This window comes from Pigmentiphaga litoralis (genome assembly GCF_013408655.1).
Classification (GTDB): Bacteria; Pseudomonadota; Gammaproteobacteria; order Burkholderiales; family Burkholderiaceae_B; genus Pigmentiphaga; species Pigmentiphaga litoralis_A.
Map to the genome: position 1 here is coordinate 2,408,958 of NZ_JACCBP010000001.1, position 16,664 is coordinate 2,425,621.

The following is a 16,664-nucleotide window of genomic DNA, read 5'->3' on the forward strand; positions in this document are numbered from 1 at the left end:
CAGAGCAAGGGGCATGCCGGACGGACGTCAGACGAACAGCGCGCGTTGCCCCGGCGCACGCGTCGCCATGAACCACTCCAGCTTGCGCGCGAAATAATTCCAGGAATGCTCGACATGCACGGGGGTCATGATCTGCGCATTGCGGCGGGCGCGTACTGCAGGGTTGGGCATCGTCGTGGCCGCGGCGGACTTGTTGCCAAGGACGTGGATACGCGCGGCGCGTTCCAGGAACACACCGATGATGATCGCGTGCTCGATCGACGTTCCGCAGAACGACACGCCATGATTGGCCATCAGCACGGCAAAGCTGCTACCCAGGCTGCGTGCCAGCGCTTCGCCTTCTTCCTTGCGTGTGATCAAGGCCACGTCGTCGGTATGCCGGGGGATCTCGTCAAAGTAGTCGGCATCCAGGGTGAACGGCTGCAAGGCGCCTTCCATGGCGGAAAGAATGCTTGCGTGCAAGGGATGCGTATGCGCGACGACCTGCACGTCGGGGCGTAACCTGAAAATCTCGGAATGGATGGGCCATTCGGAATGGCGGCCGCCGTCTCCTTCAAGCTTGTTGCCGTCGAAGTCGACCAGCACGAAGTCCGCCGACGACAGCACTTCGCCAAGGCCGATCCTGTTGCGCTTCATCCAGAAGCCTCGCCCATTCGGGTCGCGCAGCGAGACATGCCCGAGGGACATGTCTCCGTGCCCTTCCAGCTCAAGTATCCGGCTGCCTACCGCAAGCCGATCCAGCATCGCACTCAGTTCTGCATCCATCATTGTCACTCTTGAAGATGGCTCCACCGCAGCGCACGGTTGCGCACGGCGATCACGCCATGGTCCAGTACCCATCCCAGCAGCCCGATGCTGACGATGCCCGCGTAGAGCTTGTCGGGCCGGAATGAGGTGCCCGCATAGCCCACATAGAACCCCAGCCCGTGGGTGTCGCCGATCATTTCGGTCACCACGACAACGGTGATGCCGATCGGCAATGCGATGCGCAGGCCCGCCAGGATCCCCGGCAGGGCCGCGGGAATCAGCACGTGGCGCAGCAGGCCCGCACCTTTCAACCCCATGTTCTGCGCAGCCCATACGACCTCGCGGCCGATACCGCGCGTCGCCAGATGGGTCGCGACGACGACCGGATACAGGCACTCGACGGCAGCAAACGCAATTTTTGATGGCGTGCCGATTCCGAAGACGAAGGTGAAGATCGGAAACAAGGCGATCTTGGGAACCGGATAGCCTGCAAAGAAAACCGGCTCAAACAGGTACTCGACCCACTTGACGCGGGCAAGTGCAAAGCCGATCAGCACCCCCGCAATCGACCCAATCGCGAAGCCCGACAGCGTCCGGTACAGCGTGATGCCTGCGTGATAAGGAAGATTGCCGTTGGCCATGTCAGCCAGCCAGGCAGTAGCCACACGATCCAGTGGCGGCAATACCCGGGGCGAGACCCAACCCGACCAGGCGACCGCTTGCCAGATCAGCAGCAGCAGCGGGATCGAGTACCAACGTTCCATACGGCGCGTCAAGGTCATGTCCGCGCCTCTTGCGTGCCGATCAGTGAGCCACGCAGCACACGATGCCTGATGCGCAACAGCAGGCGGTCCGCCAGGAATCCCAGAACGGCGTATCCCAAGATGCCCGTCAGCATGATGTCGTAGCGCACCCATTCTTCACCTTCGACGATCAGGCGACTCAACCCCGTCTTTGCGCCGATCAATTCGGCAGCGAACAACACCACGAAGCTCAGCGCCAGTCCCACCCTCAGGCCCGCGAAGATGCCAGGCAGCGCCGCAGGGAACACCACTCTCGACCACAGGGTCAGAACGGGCGTTTCGAAATTGCGGGCAACCCAGATCAGGTGGCGATCCACCTGCGCCACGGCTTGCTGCGCCCCGAGAAAGACCGGGAACGACACGCTGAGTGCGACGATGGCGATCTGCGTTGCGTGCGTCAGGCCGAACACGAGCAGCACAACCGGCAGGAAGGCTATCTTGGGGACGGGATTGACCACCGCGACCAAGGGGTCCAGAAAGTTGCGTGCCGTGCGCGACATCCCGGCTGCCATGCCCGTCAGCACGCCAACCATCGCCCCGATCGCAAAGCCGCACACCAACCTCAACAGCGTCGCGCGGACGTGCATCCACAATTCACCGTCGGCCGACAGTTCACGCGCCGCGGCCCAGATGGCGCCGGGCCAGGACAGGTAATGCGGCAGCCGTTCGGTGCTGCCCATCCACTGCCACGCCAGAATCACGGCAAGCGGAACGGCGCAGCGGCCGATTCCTCGCAGCGCCTGCCGTGCCAGGGCAGGCCATGCGTGCGCGCGGGTCATGTCGCCCTGCTCATGCCGTACCGTCCAGAGCCCTGGCTTTCAGCACTTCTTCGCGGACAGCTTCCCAAAGCTGCGTCCGCAGTTCGAAGAAGCGCTGCGACTTCCGAAAGGCGACAAAGTCCATCTCTCCGCGATCGACTGCCAGATCCAGCTTGATGCGGCCAGGCCGTGTCGTGAACACCACGATACGCGTGGCCAGGGCGACCGCTTCGTCGATGTCGTGCGTGACGAACAACACGGTGCGCCGGTGGCGGGTCCAGATGTGGCCCAGTTCTTCCTGGAGCAATTCCCGGTTCTGCGCGTCCAGCGCACCAAACGGCTCGTCCATCAGCATGATGCGAGGTTCCAGAGCGAGCATCCGCGCCAACGCTACGCGCTGCCGCATGCCTCCGCTCAATTGCCCTGGATAAAGGCCCGCGCCGGTAGGCAGACCGACCATGACGAGGAGTTCGCGCACCCGTTCGGCGCGCGTTGCCGTATCGACGCCAGCCACGCGCATCGGCCAGCCAATGTTGTCCGCCACGGTGGCCCACGGGAACAGCGAGTAGCCCTGGAACATCATGCCGCGATCGCGGCCCGGCGCCGTCACCCGCTTGCCGTCGACGCGAATCTCGCCCGCCGTGACCGCTTCAAAGCCGCCGGCCATATGCAGGAAGGTGCTCTTCCCGCAGCCGGAGGGACCAAGTATCGCTAGGAACTCGCCTTCCTGGACCTGCAGGTCGAACCCATCCAGCGCCGAGACCGTGCCAGAGGGCGTCGTGAAGGACTTGACGACGCTCACGGCTTCCAGAATGGTCATGCGGCTACTTCGCGGGCAGATACGACAGATCGACGAGGGTGGCCAGATCGACGGCCTTGCGCTGAAAGCCCTTCGCAACCAGCAGATCCTGCATCTGGCCAAGCGCCTTGACGTCGACGCGGGCCGATGGGTCCCGGTAGTAGTCGGCCATCGGCAGATAGATGTCGGGCGAGATGCGCACCTGCTTCCCATCGATCAGAGCCTGGCGCGCCGGCTTCGGATTGCCGTTGTAGTACCGCGTCGACGCCACCAGATCGCCAAGAAAGGCTTTGACCGCCGCGGGCTTGGAGGCAAGCACCGCAGGCGATGCGATGACGACCATCAGTTCCTCATCGAAAGGTACGCCATCCTTCGACGTAAACAGCGTGCGCACACCGCCTTTCATTTCTTCGGCCGTGGCGAACGGCTGCGGAAACGCGCCGACGTCGATCTTGCCTGACCGGAGGGCTTCACCTTGTGCCGGAAAACTGACCGGCGTGAAGGTCACGTCACGGTCAGGATTCAAGCCATTTTTTTCCAGCACCATCTTGGCCCACAGATGCGATGAGCTGTTCAGGTTGTTGACGCCGATGGTCTTGCCCTTCAGGTCCTTCACGGTCTTGACGGGGGAATCCTGCTTGACGAAGTATTTGGTCGAGAAGCCTTGCGTGCTCTCGCGCGACAGCGACGCGATGATCTTGAACTGAGCGCCTTCCGACGCAGCCAGCATGGCGGCGTTCGCGCTGGCGGTTGCCAAATCGAGTGCGCCGGCTTCGAAGGCCTGGAAGCGTTTGTCCGTGCCGGGGAAACGTGTCACGTCCAGGGTATAGGCCTTGCCTTGCTCCGGCCCGACGTCCGGCTTGGCCTGCATCAACCAGAGTTGTTCCTCGGCCGCGCCACCGGTTCCCAGGCGCAGCGGAAGCGGCTGGGCCAGGGCGGTGGCGGCCAGGGTGAGGCTCCCATACATAAGGAGCGGCGCAAGGAAACGTCGGACGGCACAACAGGCTTGCGTGGGCATGCGATCTCCATCAGTCATCGGGAAAGTTTGTGCCAGGAGACCAGGGGTGTCTAATACGAAATTCCGGGCCGATTAAGACGTTTTGCATATTATGGAACTTCGTCAGTTGCGCTACTTCGTGGTGGTCGCCGAGGAACTTCACTTCAGTCGTGCAGCCGCGCGGCTCAATATGTCGCAGCCGCCACTAAGTCAGCAGATCAAGGCGCTGGAGGCCGATATCGGCGCGACCCTGTTTCACCGTACCAAACGCAGCGTCGCGCTGACGGCGGCAGGTCGCGATCTGTATGAGCAATTGGGGCCCTGGCTGGCGGGTCTGGGCGACATCGTCGGCCGGGCCCGCCGTATTGCCAAAGGCGAAGAGGGGCAACTGAGCGTGGCCTGCAGTTTCTCGACCACGCAGGCGCTGCTGCCCCAGATCATCCGCAACTTTCGCGACAGCTATCCCAAGATCACGCTGCGCCTGCGAGAGATGCAGATCGAACAGCAGCTCGAATCCCTGGCAAGAGGACTGGTCGATATCGGCATCATGCGGTTGCCGGTGGACGAATCGCACCTGATGACCGCACCTTTGTATGACGAAGCCCTGATGGTGGCCTTGCCGCTGCATCACCCGCTCGCCGCCCGCAAGCATCTGTCGCTGATCGATCTGAAAGACGAAGTCTTCCTCAAGGCCAGCCGCAATTCGGCCGCCCTGTTCGAATCGATTCAGTCGATCTGCCGACGGGCAGGCTTCGAAGCGACCGTGACCGATGTCTCGTCCAACCTGAACACCGCGGTCGGACTGGTGGGCGTGGGCATGGGGATCGCGCTGGTGCCCGAATCGATGCGCTGGGCCAAGCCCAGCCAGATCGTCTACCGCCCGTTGCGCGACTCGCCCCGATCGACCGTGGGGGCGGTGTGGCGGCGCGGCGATGCGCCACCGGCGATTGCGCTGTTCGTGGATGTTGCCAACAAGACTGCCGTGGCGTCCCAGGCGAAACGCTGAGCGTCAGAAGCACCGTCGCGCGCGGGCTCGTTTTGATCGCACTCGATTCGGAGCGCGCGCGTTTTTGCGCACGCTCGTTTTTGAGCGTGCGCTATCCCGAGCACGCTCAATCCACCGTAATGTTCCGCGCCTTGATCAGCCCCGCCCACCGCACCTGTTCGTCAGCGATCAGCTTTCGCATCTCCTGCGGCGTATCCAGCGACGGGACGGATCCGATGTCCTGCAGGCCCTTTACCACCTCCGGTTCGCTCAGCACGCGCGCCAGTGCGGCGTGGACGCGGTCGACGGCCGCGGACGGCATGCCGGCGGGGCCGAGGATGCCGAACCAGCTGACGCCGTCGACGCCGGGGTAGCCCTGTTCGGCGATGGTGGGGATGTCGGGCGCGGCGGGGCTGCGGGTGTCGCCGACCATGCCGAGGGCTTTGACGGTGCCCGCCCTGATCAGGGGCAGCGCGGCGGGCAGGTCCACGAAGACGCCGGCGATCTGGCCGCCCATGACGTCGGCCAGGGCCGGGGCGACGCCTTTGTAGGGCACGTGCACCAGGTTCGCGCGGGTCGATTCCTTCAGCAGTTCGAGGTACAGGTGCGTGATGTTGCCGGTGCCGGCGGACCCGACAGCCACGGGTGTGGCGGACTTGGCCGCATAGGCGACAAATTCCTTGATGTTGTTGGCCGGCACCTGTTTGTTGACCAGGAGCGCGCTGCCGTTGGCCACCACCCGCGCGATGGGCGTCAGGTCGCGCAGCGGGTCGTAGCTCAGGTCCTTGTAGAGCCCGGGACTGATGGTGAGCATGCCCGAGGTGGCGAACAGCAGCACGCTGCCGTCCGCGGCAGCTTTCGATACGGCCTGCACACCGATCACGCCGTTGGCGCCGGGGCGGCTGTCGACCACGACCACGGTGTTGAGCTGCGGGCCGAGGCGGTCGGCTATCTTGCGGGCGATGACGTCGGCCGGTCCGCCTGCGGCGAAGGGCACCACCAGGCGGAGGGTGCGGCCTGCGGGTTGTGCGACGGATGCCGTCGCGGCAAGCGCCATCAGGGCGCCCGCAAGAAGGCGGGTGGCAACATCGCGAAGACGTAGGCGCATGATCTTTCCAGGAGGGGCGACGACACAGGGACGAACGACACAGGGGCGAACAACACAGGGGACACGCAATACAAAGGGCAAGAACAACCTGGGGCAAGCGACGGAAAGCGGCACGTTAAGACACGGCCCGGCGATGCACACCGACCCCGGGGCCTTCCGGCAGGCTCAGGTATCCGTCCTGCACGGTCAATCCTTCAAAGGGATCGTTCAGCAGTTTCTGGAACTCGGCCAGTTCGCACGCGTAGGTCAGGTTGGGCAGGGTCACCGCCAGGTGCAGGGCATGGGCGGCGAGCAGCTGGCTGCCGACGTTGGCGCCCATGCGGCATCCCAGGTGCGCGACTTCGCAAATGCGCGCGGCGGTCTGCACGGCGCGCAGGCCGCCCATCTTGGGCACCTTGAGGCTGACAGCGTCGATCGCGCCGGTGGCGGCAAGCCGGTAGGTGGACTCGGCCGAATAGGCGCTTTCGTCGGCTTCGATGGCGATGCTGGACAGTTGCGTGACATGGCGCAGGCCTTCCAGATCGTCGGTGCGTACGGGCTGCTCGATGATGTCGACGTCGTAGTCCACGGCGCGCTGGGCAAAGGCGATGGCATCCTTGGCCCGGTAGGATTGGTTGGGATCCGCAACCAATCGCACCGCGTCGCCCACTTGTTTGCGTACGGCCGCCAGGCGGGCGATGTCGTCGCGCACCTCGCCGCCTACCTTCAGCTTCAGGTGCCGGTAGCCCTGATCGACCAGGCGCTGGGCGCGCTCGGCCATCTCGTGCGGCGCTTTCAGTCCCAGCATGCGGCAGATGGCGATGCGGTCCACGACCTTGCCCCCCAGCAGTTCGTACAGGGGCACTTCGAGCAGCCGCGCTTTCAGGTCATGCAGCGCGCAGTCGATCGCGGCCTTGGCCGGATGGTTGCCGACCAGCGCCCCGTTCACGAAGCGCAGATTGCCCTCGATCGCCATCACGTCGCGGCCCACCAGCCCGGTGCAGATGCGCTGCAGGGCACCTTCGACACCCAGGGCCGTGGCGGCCAGATGGGGAAACGCGGCGGCATACCCGATGCCCCGTGTGCCATCTTCGGCAATGATGGTCAGGATGCAGGCGTCATTGGTGGGATAGGCCTGCCCCGCGAATTTCCAGTTGGGGTCTTCGTCGGGCAGGCTGATATGTTCGATCTCGTAGGCAAGGATCCGCACGCGAAGTCTCCAGCAGATAAAAGAAGGCAGTTCGTCAGGCCGACTCTAGCAGCGCCCTTTTGCCCGCTGCATTCGCATTTGGTGCGGTGCGAGAACCAAACGGTTATGGCTCCCGGCATGGCATGGCAATGCGGGCGTTGTTGGTTAAGATCGCGGAATCAACCGCCCAAGCTCCGGCAAGGATTCCCCATGTCTGCCGATCGTTCGATCGAACGTATCCTGACCACCCAGATCAAGCTGCGTCAATTGATGCTGCTCAAGGCGGTGGCCGATTGCGGCACCGTGTCCCGGGCGGCGGAGGCCCTGCACATGTCGCAGCCGGCCGTCTCGAAAACGATTCACGAACTGGAAGCCCTGCTGGAAGAGCCCCTGTTCGAACGCACGTCCAAGGGGGTGACGCCCACGGTGTTCGGCCGCCATGTCATCCGTTATGCCCGATCGGTGCACGCGGAACTGCGGCGCGCCGCGGATGAGCTGACCGCCTTGCGGCATGGCGGAGGTGGCAAGCTGACGATAGGCAGCTACATGGTCGCCCTGCCGCAATTGCTGCCCCGGGCGCTGTCGATTTTCTTTGACCGCGACGACACCGCGCGGATCACCGTCGTGGACGGCAACAAGGAAAAGCTGATGGGCGGCCTGGTGGCGGGCGAGATTGACATCGTGGTCGGGCGCATGACGGACCTGGGCGACATGGAGTGGATCACGCAGGTGCCGCTGTATTTCGAGCCCATCGTGCTGGTCGCCGGAAGCCAGAACCCGCTGGCGCAGCGCGATTCGCTGGTGGCCGCCGACCTGCTGGACCAGGAGTGGATCATGCCGCATGCGACCAGTGTGGTGCGTACGCCGATCAATCTGTTTCTGATGCGCGAAGGCCTGCCGCGGCCCCGCCGCATTATCGAAACGGTATCGGTGCCGCTGATCCGCAGCCTGCTGGCGCAGCGGCCGGCGGTGGCGGCGCTGCCCTGGCAAGTGGTGCAGGCGGATATCCAGCAAGGCCTGTTGACCCAATTGCCGATCGATATCGGCTACCCCGCCTTGCCGGTCGGCATCAGCACCAACGACACCTTCAAGCTGTCGGACGCGGCCATCTCGATGATTGCCTGTCTGCGTGAAGCGGCGGCCGAGCTGTATCACGCGGCGCCCGGCGCGGCGCGGGTGCAGGCGCCCGGCGCGGTGTCGTGATCAGTGGCCTTCTGCCGATGCGGGCGCCGCGTCGGGATTCCACTGGCCGCGCCGCATGCGGGAAATCGAAACCCGTTTGAACAGGCCCGCCTTGCGGAAAGGTTCATTCAAGGAAAACGCTTCGGCATCGGCCAGGCTGGGCACGTTCAGGATCAGCACGCTGCCGGTGCGTTTGACGCCGTCTTCGGCAAGCAGGGCCCCGCCCAGCACCAGCACGGATTCGAAGCGGTCAAGGTAGGCAAGATGATCGGGTTTGACCTGCTGGCGGATCTCGGCGGCGCCGTCGTCGCGGTCTTCCTGGTAGATGATGTAGAGCATGCGGCTATCCTGGTCGGTGCAGGCGCCCATCATAGAAGCGCGCACGGACCCCGCCCCATTCCACTTGGTGCGCCCGCTACAACCGGCCGGTTATGGCGGGCGCACAAACCGTCAGCACCGGGTCACGAAACCGGCGCATGCTGTGTCTGTTTCGCGCCCGCTTCCTGGTTCATTCTTCTGGAGCTTCACCATGACCAACCATCCTGTCCCGCCACCCATCGACGCCGACGAATTACCCGAAGCGCGCCTGCGCCGTCTGGGGATCGAGCTGCCCGAGCCGGCGCGCCCGCGTGCCGCCCGCATCCTGATGGCGCGCCGCGTCGGCAACCAGCTGTGGGTGTCCGGCCAGTTGCCCAGCTGGAATGGCGAACTGCGGTACGTGGGCCGCGTCGGCAGCCGGTGGACGCTGTCAGAAGCGCAGGACGCCGCCCGATTGAGCGCGCTCAATGTCCTGGCGCAGGCCCGCGCGCTGTTGACCCATGGCCTGGATGACGTGGTGTCGGTCATCAACCTGCGGGGTTTCGTGACCGTCGAACCCGACTTTACGCAGGTGGCCGATGCCGTCAACGGCGCGTCGGACCTGATGATGACCGTGTTCGGCGAAGCGGGCGCCCATACCCGCACGGCCGTCGGCGTGGCCAGCATGCCCTACGGGGTGGCGGTGGAAATCGAAGCCTTGTTCGAAGTGCGGGGCTGACCGGTCCGGCCGACACGGGAACGGGCTAGCGCCTGCGGCTGCGCTGCCGGCTTCCATCCGCCGGGCCCGGCAACACGACCGCGCCTTTGGCGGTCTGATGGATCTCTGCCAGACGCGCCGTCAGGATGTCCTGGAACCGGGTCAGCGCCAGGCTGACCGGACGATCCACCCGCCGCACCAGGAAGCGCGATACCGACAGGCCGGCAACCGGCCCGCCGATGAACGCGCCGCGTTCGATGCCGCGCACCACGGCCGAATACGGCGACAGATGGCTACCGACCCCGCGCCGCACCAGGTCCTTGATCAGGTGCAGCGCTTCCGCTTCGACCACGACCTTGAGTGTCAATTTCTGGCGCGCGGCCTGATCGTCCAGCATCTGGCGCAGCGTGTTGGCCCGGCTGGGCTGGATCAAGTCGCGGCTGGCCACATCGGCCAATTGATAGCGCTTCTTGCGTCGCGGCGCGCCATCGGCCGCCGGGGGCTCCATCAGCCAGATCTGCTCGTCGTACAGGTGGGTGGTGACCAGCAAGGGGTTGACGTCCTGCCCGGTAATAAAGGCCAGGTCCAGACGATCGCCCAGCAGGGCATCGCGCATGGCATGGCTGTAGCCTTCCTGCAGGCTCAGTTCGACATTGGGGTGCCGTGACCGGAAAGTGCCGATGACGTCTCCCAGCAGCAAATCCCCCATGGATGGCGGAAAGCCGATGCGCAGCGAACCCGACACCACCGCGCTGGACGCGATCACATCGGCCCGCGTCTGTTCCAGCAAGCGGAAAATGGCCTGCGCGCCCATGCGCAACTGCCGGCCCGCTTCCGTCGGCTCGGCGCCGCGGCTGTGGCGATACAGCAGTTGCACGCCCAGCTCGTCTTCCAGCAGATGCACGTGCCGCGTGATCGCCGGCTGGGCAATATGCAGCGCAGCCGCCGCCTTGGTGAAGCTGCGCAGGTCCACCACCTGCACGAAATACCGAAGCTGCAACAGATCCACGACGACCGCTCCCTGACTGTCGATCATCGAATGATGATCCCGGAACGCCAACCCGCCGTCCCATCACACAATGTTATCGCTTCCATCAAAACACGGTATTTCCTGAATGACACGCCGCGCCTCTACAGTCGCACAGCGGCAGGCAACGATGCCGTGCTTCCTGACCTTCTGCCCCCGTTCCTGCGACGAGACCCCATGGCCCGATTCCTGACCGAAGACGATGTTGGACGTTTGCTCACCATGCCCATGGCCCTGGACGCCGTGGAGGCGGTCATGGCCGAAATGGCGGACGGCGCCGCGCAGAACATTCCGCGTGAACGCCTGCGCACGCCAGGCACGACGCAGCACCTGTTGCAGGGCCTGGTGCCCAGCGAACAGGCCGTGGGCTACAAGGTCTACACGATCAGCCAGGGGGTCGTGCGCTTCCTGCTCCATGTCTACGACACGACCGATGGCCACCTTGCCGGGATCCTGCAGGCGCAGACACTGGGGATGATGCGCACCGGCGCGGCCAGCGGCGTCGCGACCCGGCACCTTGCCCGCGCGGACGCCGCGGTGCTGGGCGTGTTCGGCAGCGGAAGGCAGGCGGTCGGCCAGATCGAAGCGGTCTGCCATGTACGGTCCATTCGGGAAGTGAAGGTGCACGCCCGCGATCCGCGGAAACTGGCAGCCTTCTGCGACGCCATGTCGCGCCGGGTCGGCATCCGTGTCCGCCCAGCGGAAAGCGCCGAAGACACGGTCCGCGGCAGCGACATCGTCACCACCATCACCACGTCGGACGTGCCGGTGTTCGACGGCGCCTGGCTCGCCCCCGGCACGCACGTGAACGCCGCCGGGGCGAACATGCTCAGCAAGCGCGAAGTCGACGAGACGACCTTGCAACGCTGCAACGCGATCGTCGTAGACGGCCGCGCCGTTGCCCAGAAGGAATGCGGCGACCTGCTGCCCCTGCTGGAAAAAGGCCGCCTGGGTTGGGGCGACATCCACGAATTGGGCGAGGTGATCACCGGCCGGCGTCCCGGGCGGCGCGACGCCGACGACATCACGTGCTTCGAATCATTGGGCCTGGCCATCCAGGACATCATCGTGGGCGCCCGCTTGCTGCCGCTCGCCCACACGCAAGGATTGGGTACCGATTTACCAGTGGGGATCTAGATATTCCCGCGGACACACCAGGAGACACGCATGACCTTCATCCGCCTGCCCGGCGCGCCCGCCCTGATTGTCGGGGCCTGCCTGGGCCTTGCCTTGCCTCTGGGCGCCCATGCCCAGGACTATCCCAGCCGTCCGATCCGGCTGGTCGTTCCCTTCCCTGCGGGCGGCCCGACCGACGCCTACGCGCGGCTGATCGGCCAGAAGCTGAGCGAGACCTGGAAGCAGACGGTTGTCATTGACAACAAACCGGGCGCCACCGGGTTGATCGGCAGCAACATCGTCAAGGAGGCCGCGCCCGACGGCTACACCCTGCTGTTCACCTCGAACAGTGCGCAGGTGATCGGTCCATTGCTGCACAAGCCTGCCTCGTTCGACTCGGTCGCCGACTTCACGCCTGTCACCATGGTGATCCGTTATCCCATGTATTTCCTGGTGTCCAGCGCATTGCCGGCCAGGAGCCTGAAAGAGTTCGTCGCGCTCGCCAAACAGCGTCCCGGCAAACTCAATTATTCGAGCGTCGGCCTTGGAAGCGGCGGCCATCTGGCCTGCGAACTGATCAACCTTGCCGCCGGCATCGACACGGTGCATGTACCGTACAAGGGCGCTGCCCCGGCGCAGGCCGCCCTGGCCGCGGGCGAAGTGGACTTCATGTGTGATTCGGTCGGCTTTTCGCAGCCCATGGTGCAGGCCGGCAAGATGCGTGGCCTGGCCGTCACGGCATCCAAGCGTTCGCCTGCCGTGCCCGACGTACCGACGGCCGCCGAAGAAGGCGTGCGCGGTGTCGAAGCCTACATCTGGACCGGCGTGTTCGGCCCGAAAGGCATGCCCGACGCCATTCGCGACAAGTTGCAGACCGAGGTGGCCCGCATCATGGCCCTGCCGGAATTCAAGGCGCGGGCGGACAAGGACGGATCGGAAATCATCGCTGGCAGCCCGGCCAGCCTGACGCAGGACATGACCGCCGAAAAAGCCACCTGGGCTCGCGTGATCGCCGACAAGAACATCAAGGCGCAGTAAGCCGCCCGCCCCGCCTTTCATCAGGAAACGAAGCATGAGCACCTCACCCCTTACCCCCCTGCGCAGCGAAGCGCGGGACGGCATGCGCATCGATTGGGACACGCCCATTCCCATGGACGATGGCGTCGTCCTGCGCTGCGATGTCTTCCGTCCGGACGACGACCAGGCCTATCCCGTCCTGCTGAGCTACGGCCCGTATGGCAAAGGGCTCGCCTTTCAGGAAGGCTACAAGACGGCATGGGACATCATGGTCGAGCAGCACCCGGACACCGCGCGCGGCTCATCCAACGCCTACCAGAACTGGGAAGTGGTCGACCCGGAAAAGTGGGTGCCCGACGGCTACGTCTGCATTCGTATCGATTCGCGCGGGGCCGGCCGATCGCCGGGCGTATCCGACCAGCACTCGCCCCGCGAAACAAAAGACATCGTCGACAGCATCGAGTGGGCCGCCGCGCAGCCCTGGTGCACCGGCAAGGTCGGCATGAACGGCATTTCGTACTACGCGATCAACGCCTGGCGCGCAGCCGCGCAACAACCGCCCAACTTGGCCGCCATCTGCGCGTGGGAAGGCAACAGTGACCGCTATCGCGAAGCCACGCACCACGGCGGCATTCTGTGTGTCTTTGCCAAGAACTGGCACGAGATGCAGGTCAAGACCGTGCAGCATGGACGCGGCGAACGTGGCGCCCGCAGCGCTTTCAACGGCGAATGGGTATGCGGCCCCGACACCTTGCCGGAAGACCAGTTGGCCGACAACCGGGTCGACATGTGGCGGCAACTGATCCAGCATCCGCTGGACGACGACTACTACCGGGAGCGTTCCCCCGACTTCGACCGGATCACCGTGCCGTTCCTGTCGGCCGGCAACTGGGGCGGGCAAGGGCTGCATCTGCGCGGCAATATCGAAGCCTTCATGCGATCGGCATCGACGCAGAAGTGGCTGGAAATGCACGGCGGCGCGCATTGGGCCGAGTTCTATACCGACTACGGCGTGACCTTGCAGAAGCGCTTTTTCGGGCATTTCCTGAAGGGCGAGGCGACCGGCTGGGAAGACCAGGCGCCGGTGCAATTGCAGATCCGCCATGTTGATCGTTTCGTGGTGCGCGGTGAACACGAATGGCCCCTGGCCCGCACGCAGTGGACCCGCTTCCACCTGAATCCGGATGACCTCAGCCTGAGCCAGGAACCCGCCCGCTCAAGCTTGAGCACGCTCGACTTTGACGCGATGGGCGACGGCCTGACCTTCCGATCGTTGCCCATGACCACCGACACCGAAATCACCGGCCCGTCGGTGCTTCGCCTGAAGGTGTCGTCGTCGACGACCGACGCGGACATCTTTGCGGTGCTGCGCGTGTTTGATCCGTCGGGCACCGAAGTCGTGTTCCACGGCGCGCTCGACCCGCACACGCCGATCGGACAAGGCTGGCTGCGCGCGTCACATCGCAAGCAGGACGCCGCGCTGAGCCTGCCCTACCGGCCCTACTACACACACGACGAACCGTGGCCACTGACCCCGGGCGAGCCTGTTGCCCTGGATGTCGAGATCTGGCCCACCTGCATCGTGGTGCCGGTCGGCTACCGGATCGCGATCACGGTCCGCGGCAAGGATTACGAATGGGACGGCCCCGCGGCCCGGCTGTCGAACATGAAGCATCCCATGAAGGGCTGCGGCCCGTTCGTGCATGACGATCCGGATGACCGCCCGATGCACACCTTTGGCGGGGTCACGACCCTGCACTTTGGTGATGCGGCGGACAATGCGGTGATGCTGCCGGTGATCCCGGCGGATTGACCTGCGGCACTCGGGGGGCGATCCGCTGCCGCCCGCCCTTGCCTACTCCGGCCGGATATTGCGTTCCTTGACCACGGTTGCCCACTTCGCCATGTCCTTCTGCAGGAAGCTGGCAAAGTCGGCGCGCGTGCTGCCAACGACGTCTACCGAGTCCTTGGCCAGGCGTTCCTTCACGTCCGGCCGCGTCACGAAGCGGACCACGTCGCGGTTGATGCGGTCCAGCACATCGACCGGGGTACGGGCGGGCGCAAAAATGCCATACCAGTTCACGGTTTCAAAGCCGGTCAGCCCGCCCTCAGCCAGGGTCGGCACGTCGGGCAAGGCTGCTTCACGTTTGCTGCCGGTGCTGGCAATGGCCATGAGCTTGCCGGACCGCACATACGGCAACGACGTGCTGGGGTTGTCGAAGAAGTAGCTCACCTGCCCGCCCAACAGGTCCGGCATGGCTTGCCCGGTGCCCTTGTAGGGAACGTGGGTCACCTGGATTCCGGCGGACGCGGCAAAGAGTTCGCTCGACATATAGCTCATGCCCGTGTTGCCGACCGACGCAATGGTCAGCGCGCCGGGCTTGTTTTTGGCCAGGGCCACCATGTCGCGTACCGTTCTGGCCGGCGCGCCCGGATGGGCGACCAGCAGCATGGCATTTTCGGCAACGCGTACGACGGGCGCCAGGTCCTTGGCGGGGTCGTACGGCAGCTTGGGATACATAGCCGCAATGATGGCGTAGGGCGACGTCGTGAAGAGCAGCGTCAGGCCGTCGGGCGCGGCCTTGGCGACGGCGTCGGTGCCGATCTGGGTATTGGCCCCGGGCCGGTTTTCCACGATCACCGACCTGCCCGAGGTCTTGGCCAGGTCTTCGGCTAGCAGACGCGCCATGGCGTCGGTCGTGCCACCCGGCGGAAACGGCACGATGATGCGCACCATGCCCGTGGGCCAGTCCGCGGCCGTGGCCGCTGACGAGGCACCGGGCCAGGCGGCCACGGCGCATAGTGCGGCCAGAGTGGTAGCGCCCACCGTTGCGGCAAGGCCAGGAATCTTCAGGGTCAGCATGGGGGTCTCCTCCGTGTGTTGCGGCGCGCCCGGTCTGCGCGGGCGTCGTCATCGATGTCAGGCGCAGGGCTCAGCCAGCAAATCGTGGGAACAGCGGCAACGCATTGTCGCGAGCGATCGCCTGTTGCCGCTTCGCGTCGAAGTGGTCCGGCTGCGTCAGCGCATCCACCGTCAGGGTCGTGACCGATTCCGGCGCATAGGGCCAGTCGCTGCCGAACACGATGCGGTCGGGCCGCGCCACGGCATCCAGCGACCCAAAAGTGGACGGGCCCGCCGAGATCGCCGTGTCATACCAGAATCGTCCCAGCCGCTCCATGATGTCGTCGGGCGACAGCCGCGGCAGCCGGGGATCAATCACCGGCGATACCGACATGCGCCACGAAATGTAGGGCAGCGCCCCCCCGGCATGGGCCAGGATGAACCGGATGTCGGGATAGCGGTCCAGCGTGCCGCTGAAAACCAGGTTGGCGGCGGCGCGCGTCGTGTCGAACAGGAACTCCATCATGAACGCCGGGTACGGCAGCTGAATGGTCCGGCTCGACGGATGAAAGTTGGGATGGATGAAGACCACCGCGCGCCGCCGCGACAGCTCGGCCATCAACGGTTCGAAATGCGGGTCACCCAGGAAGCGCTCGCCATAGCTGGCCAGCAGGCATACGCCGTCCAGCTTGAGCGTATCGAGCGCATAGGCGACTTCCTTGCAGGCCGCGTCCACATCGGGCAGCGGCACGGTGGCAAACGCGCCGAAGCGGGTCGGCCGGTCGCTGATCAGACCCGCCATGTAGTCGTTGCACCGGCGGGCCAGCGCCGCCGCCGCCGCGTCGTCCCCAAAGTGCACGCCGGGCTGCGACACCGACAGGATGGCGGCGGCAATGCCATGCCGGTCCATCAGCTGCAATGACGCATCGGGCGTCCAGGCCGGAAAGCCGGAACTGATGGTGGGCCCCCGGCCGGCGGCGATCACCGCATCACGAAAGAAGTGCGGGATGGTGTGGAAATGCACGTCGATCCGTTGGGGATCGGGCTGGCGGTCGTGTGCGGATACGGGTCGTGCCTGGTCGCTCATTGGCGGCTCCTGT

General features: G+C 65.1%; 17 protein-coding genes. 6 read left to right on the forward strand and 11 right to left on the reverse strand.

Annotated features, from left to right (window positions below; all coding sequences use genetic code 11):
• Positions 1-27: 27 nt before the first annotated feature.
• From HD883_RS10775 to HD883_RS10795, 5 genes are read right to left on the reverse strand one after another with little or no spacing between them, the layout of a single operon-like run.
• Entirely contained in the window at positions 28-840 is an 813-nt protein-coding gene (locus tag HD883_RS10775; RefSeq protein WP_306456301.1) for a class II aldolase/adducin family protein, read from the reverse strand.
• Positions 771-1,529 carry an ABC transporter permease gene (locus HD883_RS10780; protein WP_179585677.1) on the reverse strand — a complete coding sequence of 253 codons (759 nt, stop codon included), beginning with the start codon at positions 1,527-1,529 and terminating at the stop codon, positions 771-773. Before HD883_RS10780 ends, HD883_RS10775 begins: the two co-directional genes overlap by 70 nt.
• On the reverse strand, positions 1,526-2,329 hold the full coding sequence (locus tag HD883_RS10785) for an ABC transporter permease (RefSeq protein WP_179585675.1): 804 nt from the start codon (positions 2,327-2,329) through the stop codon (positions 1,526-1,528). The genes HD883_RS10780 and HD883_RS10785 overlap by 4 nt, the downstream gene beginning before the upstream one ends.
• A 10-nt stretch (positions 2,330-2,339) precedes the next feature.
• Complete coding sequence (locus tag HD883_RS10790) at positions 2,340-3,128, reverse strand: ABC transporter ATP-binding protein (protein ID WP_179585673.1); 789 nt, start codon at positions 3,126-3,128, stop codon at positions 2,340-2,342.
• A gap of 4 nt (positions 3,129-3,132) precedes the next feature.
• Positions 3,133-4,074: an ABC transporter substrate-binding protein gene (locus HD883_RS10795; RefSeq protein ID WP_179585671.1), complete on the reverse strand. Its 942-nt coding sequence runs from the start codon at positions 4,072-4,074 to the stop codon at positions 3,133-3,135.
• Positions 4,075-4,216: 142 nt separating this feature from the next.
• On the opposite strand from HD883_RS10795, the gene HD883_RS10800 reads away from it, so the two are divergent.
• Positions 4,217-5,110 (forward strand): LysR family transcriptional regulator, encoded by an 894-nt coding sequence (locus HD883_RS10800; RefSeq protein WP_179585669.1) that lies wholly within the window; start codon positions 4,217-4,219, stop codon positions 5,108-5,110.
• A 106-nt stretch (positions 5,111-5,216) separates the two neighbouring features.
• Here the strand turns inward: HD883_RS10800 and HD883_RS10805 are convergent, their stop codons facing one another.
• Positions 5,217-6,197: a Bug family tripartite tricarboxylate transporter substrate binding protein gene (locus HD883_RS10805; RefSeq protein WP_179585667.1), complete on the reverse strand. Its 981-nt coding sequence runs from the start codon at positions 6,195-6,197 to the stop codon at positions 5,217-5,219.
• Positions 6,198-6,312: 115 nt separating this feature from the next.
• A complete protein-coding gene (locus HD883_RS10810) occupies positions 6,313-7,386 on the reverse strand; it encodes a mandelate racemase/muconate lactonizing enzyme family protein (RefSeq protein WP_179585665.1) in 1,074 nt (357 codons plus the stop codon).
• A gap of 189 nt (positions 7,387-7,575) precedes the next feature.
• Here HD883_RS10810 and HD883_RS10815 point away from each other — a divergent pair, with 189 nt between their 5' ends.
• On the forward strand, positions 7,576-8,568 hold the full coding sequence (locus HD883_RS10815; RefSeq protein WP_179585663.1) for a LysR substrate-binding domain-containing protein: 993 nt from the start codon (positions 7,576-7,578) through the stop codon (positions 8,566-8,568).
• On the opposite strand, the gene HD883_RS10820 is transcribed toward HD883_RS10815, so the two are convergent.
• Entirely contained in the window at positions 8,569-8,886 is a 318-nt protein-coding gene (locus HD883_RS10820) for a YciI family protein (RefSeq protein WP_179585661.1), read from the reverse strand.
• Between the two features lie 190 nt (positions 8,887-9,076).
• Here HD883_RS10820 and HD883_RS10825 point away from each other — a divergent pair, with 190 nt between their 5' ends.
• On the forward strand, positions 9,077-9,583 hold the full coding sequence (locus HD883_RS10825) for a RidA family protein (protein WP_179585659.1): 507 nt from the start codon (positions 9,077-9,079) through the stop codon (positions 9,581-9,583).
• A 25-nt stretch (positions 9,584-9,608) separates the two neighbouring features.
• Here the strand turns inward: HD883_RS10825 and HD883_RS10830 are convergent, their stop codons facing one another.
• Complete coding sequence (locus tag HD883_RS10830; RefSeq protein WP_179585657.1) at positions 9,609-10,598, reverse strand: LysR family transcriptional regulator; 990 nt, start codon at positions 10,596-10,598, stop codon at positions 9,609-9,611.
• A 168-nt stretch (positions 10,599-10,766) separates the two neighbouring features.
• Here HD883_RS10830 and HD883_RS10835 point away from each other — a divergent pair, with 168 nt between their 5' ends.
• From HD883_RS10835 to HD883_RS10845, 3 genes are read left to right on the forward strand one after another with little or no spacing between them, the layout of a single operon-like run.
• Positions 10,767-11,726 carry an ornithine cyclodeaminase family protein gene (locus tag HD883_RS10835; protein ID WP_179585655.1) on the forward strand — a complete coding sequence of 320 codons (960 nt, stop codon included), beginning with the start codon at positions 10,767-10,769 and terminating at the stop codon, positions 11,724-11,726.
• A gap of 30 nt (positions 11,727-11,756) precedes the next feature.
• Positions 11,757-12,743 (forward strand): Bug family tripartite tricarboxylate transporter substrate binding protein, encoded by a 987-nt coding sequence (locus HD883_RS10840; RefSeq protein ID WP_179585653.1) that lies wholly within the window; start codon positions 11,757-11,759, stop codon positions 12,741-12,743.
• 34 nt (positions 12,744-12,777) lie between these two features.
• Entirely contained in the window at positions 12,778-14,535 is a 1,758-nt protein-coding gene (locus tag HD883_RS10845) for a CocE/NonD family hydrolase (RefSeq protein ID WP_257022136.1), read from the forward strand.
• A gap of 42 nt (positions 14,536-14,577) precedes the next feature.
• On the opposite strand, the gene HD883_RS10850 is transcribed toward HD883_RS10845, so the two are convergent.
• Together HD883_RS10850 and HD883_RS10855 are read right to left on the reverse strand one after the other, a co-directional pair.
• On the reverse strand, positions 14,578-15,585 hold the full coding sequence (locus HD883_RS10850; RefSeq protein WP_179585651.1) for a Bug family tripartite tricarboxylate transporter substrate binding protein: 1,008 nt from the start codon (positions 15,583-15,585) through the stop codon (positions 14,578-14,580).
• Between the two features lie 70 nt (positions 15,586-15,655).
• Positions 15,656-16,651 carry an amidohydrolase family protein gene (locus HD883_RS10855; RefSeq protein ID WP_179585649.1) on the reverse strand — a complete coding sequence of 332 codons (996 nt, stop codon included), beginning with the start codon at positions 16,649-16,651 and terminating at the stop codon, positions 15,656-15,658.
• Positions 16,652-16,664 lie beyond the last annotated feature (13 nt).

Bases quoted from the DNA above. Each gene is read 5' to 3' on its own strand.
- HD883_RS10775 (WP_306456301.1), bottom strand. From the start codon at position 840: ATGGGTACTGGACCATGGCGTGATCGCCGTGCGCAACCGTGCGCTGCG.
- HD883_RS10780 (WP_179585677.1), bottom strand. From the start codon at position 1,529: ATGACCTTGACGCGCCGTATGGAACGTTGGTACTCGATCCCGCTGCTG.
- HD883_RS10785 (WP_179585675.1), bottom strand. From the start codon at position 2,329: ATGACCCGCGCGCACGCATGGCCTGCCCTGGCACGGCAGGCGCTGCGA.
- HD883_RS10790 (WP_179585673.1), bottom strand. From the start codon at position 3,128: ATGACCATTCTGGAAGCCGTGAGCGTCGTCAAGTCCTTCACGACGCCC.
- HD883_RS10795 (WP_179585671.1), bottom strand. From the start codon at position 4,074: ATGTATGGGAGCCTCACCCTGGCCGCCACCGCCCTGGCCCAGCCGCTT.
- HD883_RS10800 (WP_179585669.1), top strand. From the start codon at position 4,217: ATGGAACTTCGTCAGTTGCGCTACTTCGTGGTGGTCGCCGAGGAACTT.
- HD883_RS10805 (WP_179585667.1), bottom strand. From the start codon at position 6,197: ATGCGCCTACGTCTTCGCGATGTTGCCACCCGCCTTCTTGCGGGCGCC.
- HD883_RS10815 (WP_179585663.1), top strand. From the start codon at position 7,576: ATGTCTGCCGATCGTTCGATCGAACGTATCCTGACCACCCAGATCAAG.
- HD883_RS10820 (WP_179585661.1), bottom strand. From the start codon at position 8,886: ATGCTCTACATCATCTACCAGGAAGACCGCGACGACGGCGCCGCCGAG.
- HD883_RS10825 (WP_179585659.1), top strand. From the start codon at position 9,077: ATGACCAACCATCCTGTCCCGCCACCCATCGACGCCGACGAATTACCC.
- HD883_RS10830 (WP_179585657.1), bottom strand. From the start codon at position 10,598: ATGATCGACAGTCAGGGAGCGGTCGTCGTGGATCTGTTGCAGCTTCGG.
- HD883_RS10835 (WP_179585655.1), top strand. From the start codon at position 10,767: ATGGCCCGATTCCTGACCGAAGACGATGTTGGACGTTTGCTCACCATG.
- HD883_RS10840 (WP_179585653.1), top strand. From the start codon at position 11,757: ATGACCTTCATCCGCCTGCCCGGCGCGCCCGCCCTGATTGTCGGGGCC.
- HD883_RS10845 (WP_257022136.1), top strand. From the start codon at position 12,778: ATGAGCACCTCACCCCTTACCCCCCTGCGCAGCGAAGCGCGGGACGGC.
- HD883_RS10850 (WP_179585651.1), bottom strand. From the start codon at position 15,585: ATGCTGACCCTGAAGATTCCTGGCCTTGCCGCAACGGTGGGCGCTACC.
- HD883_RS10855 (WP_179585649.1), bottom strand. From the start codon at position 16,651: ATGAGCGACCAGGCACGACCCGTATCCGCACACGACCGCCAGCCCGAT.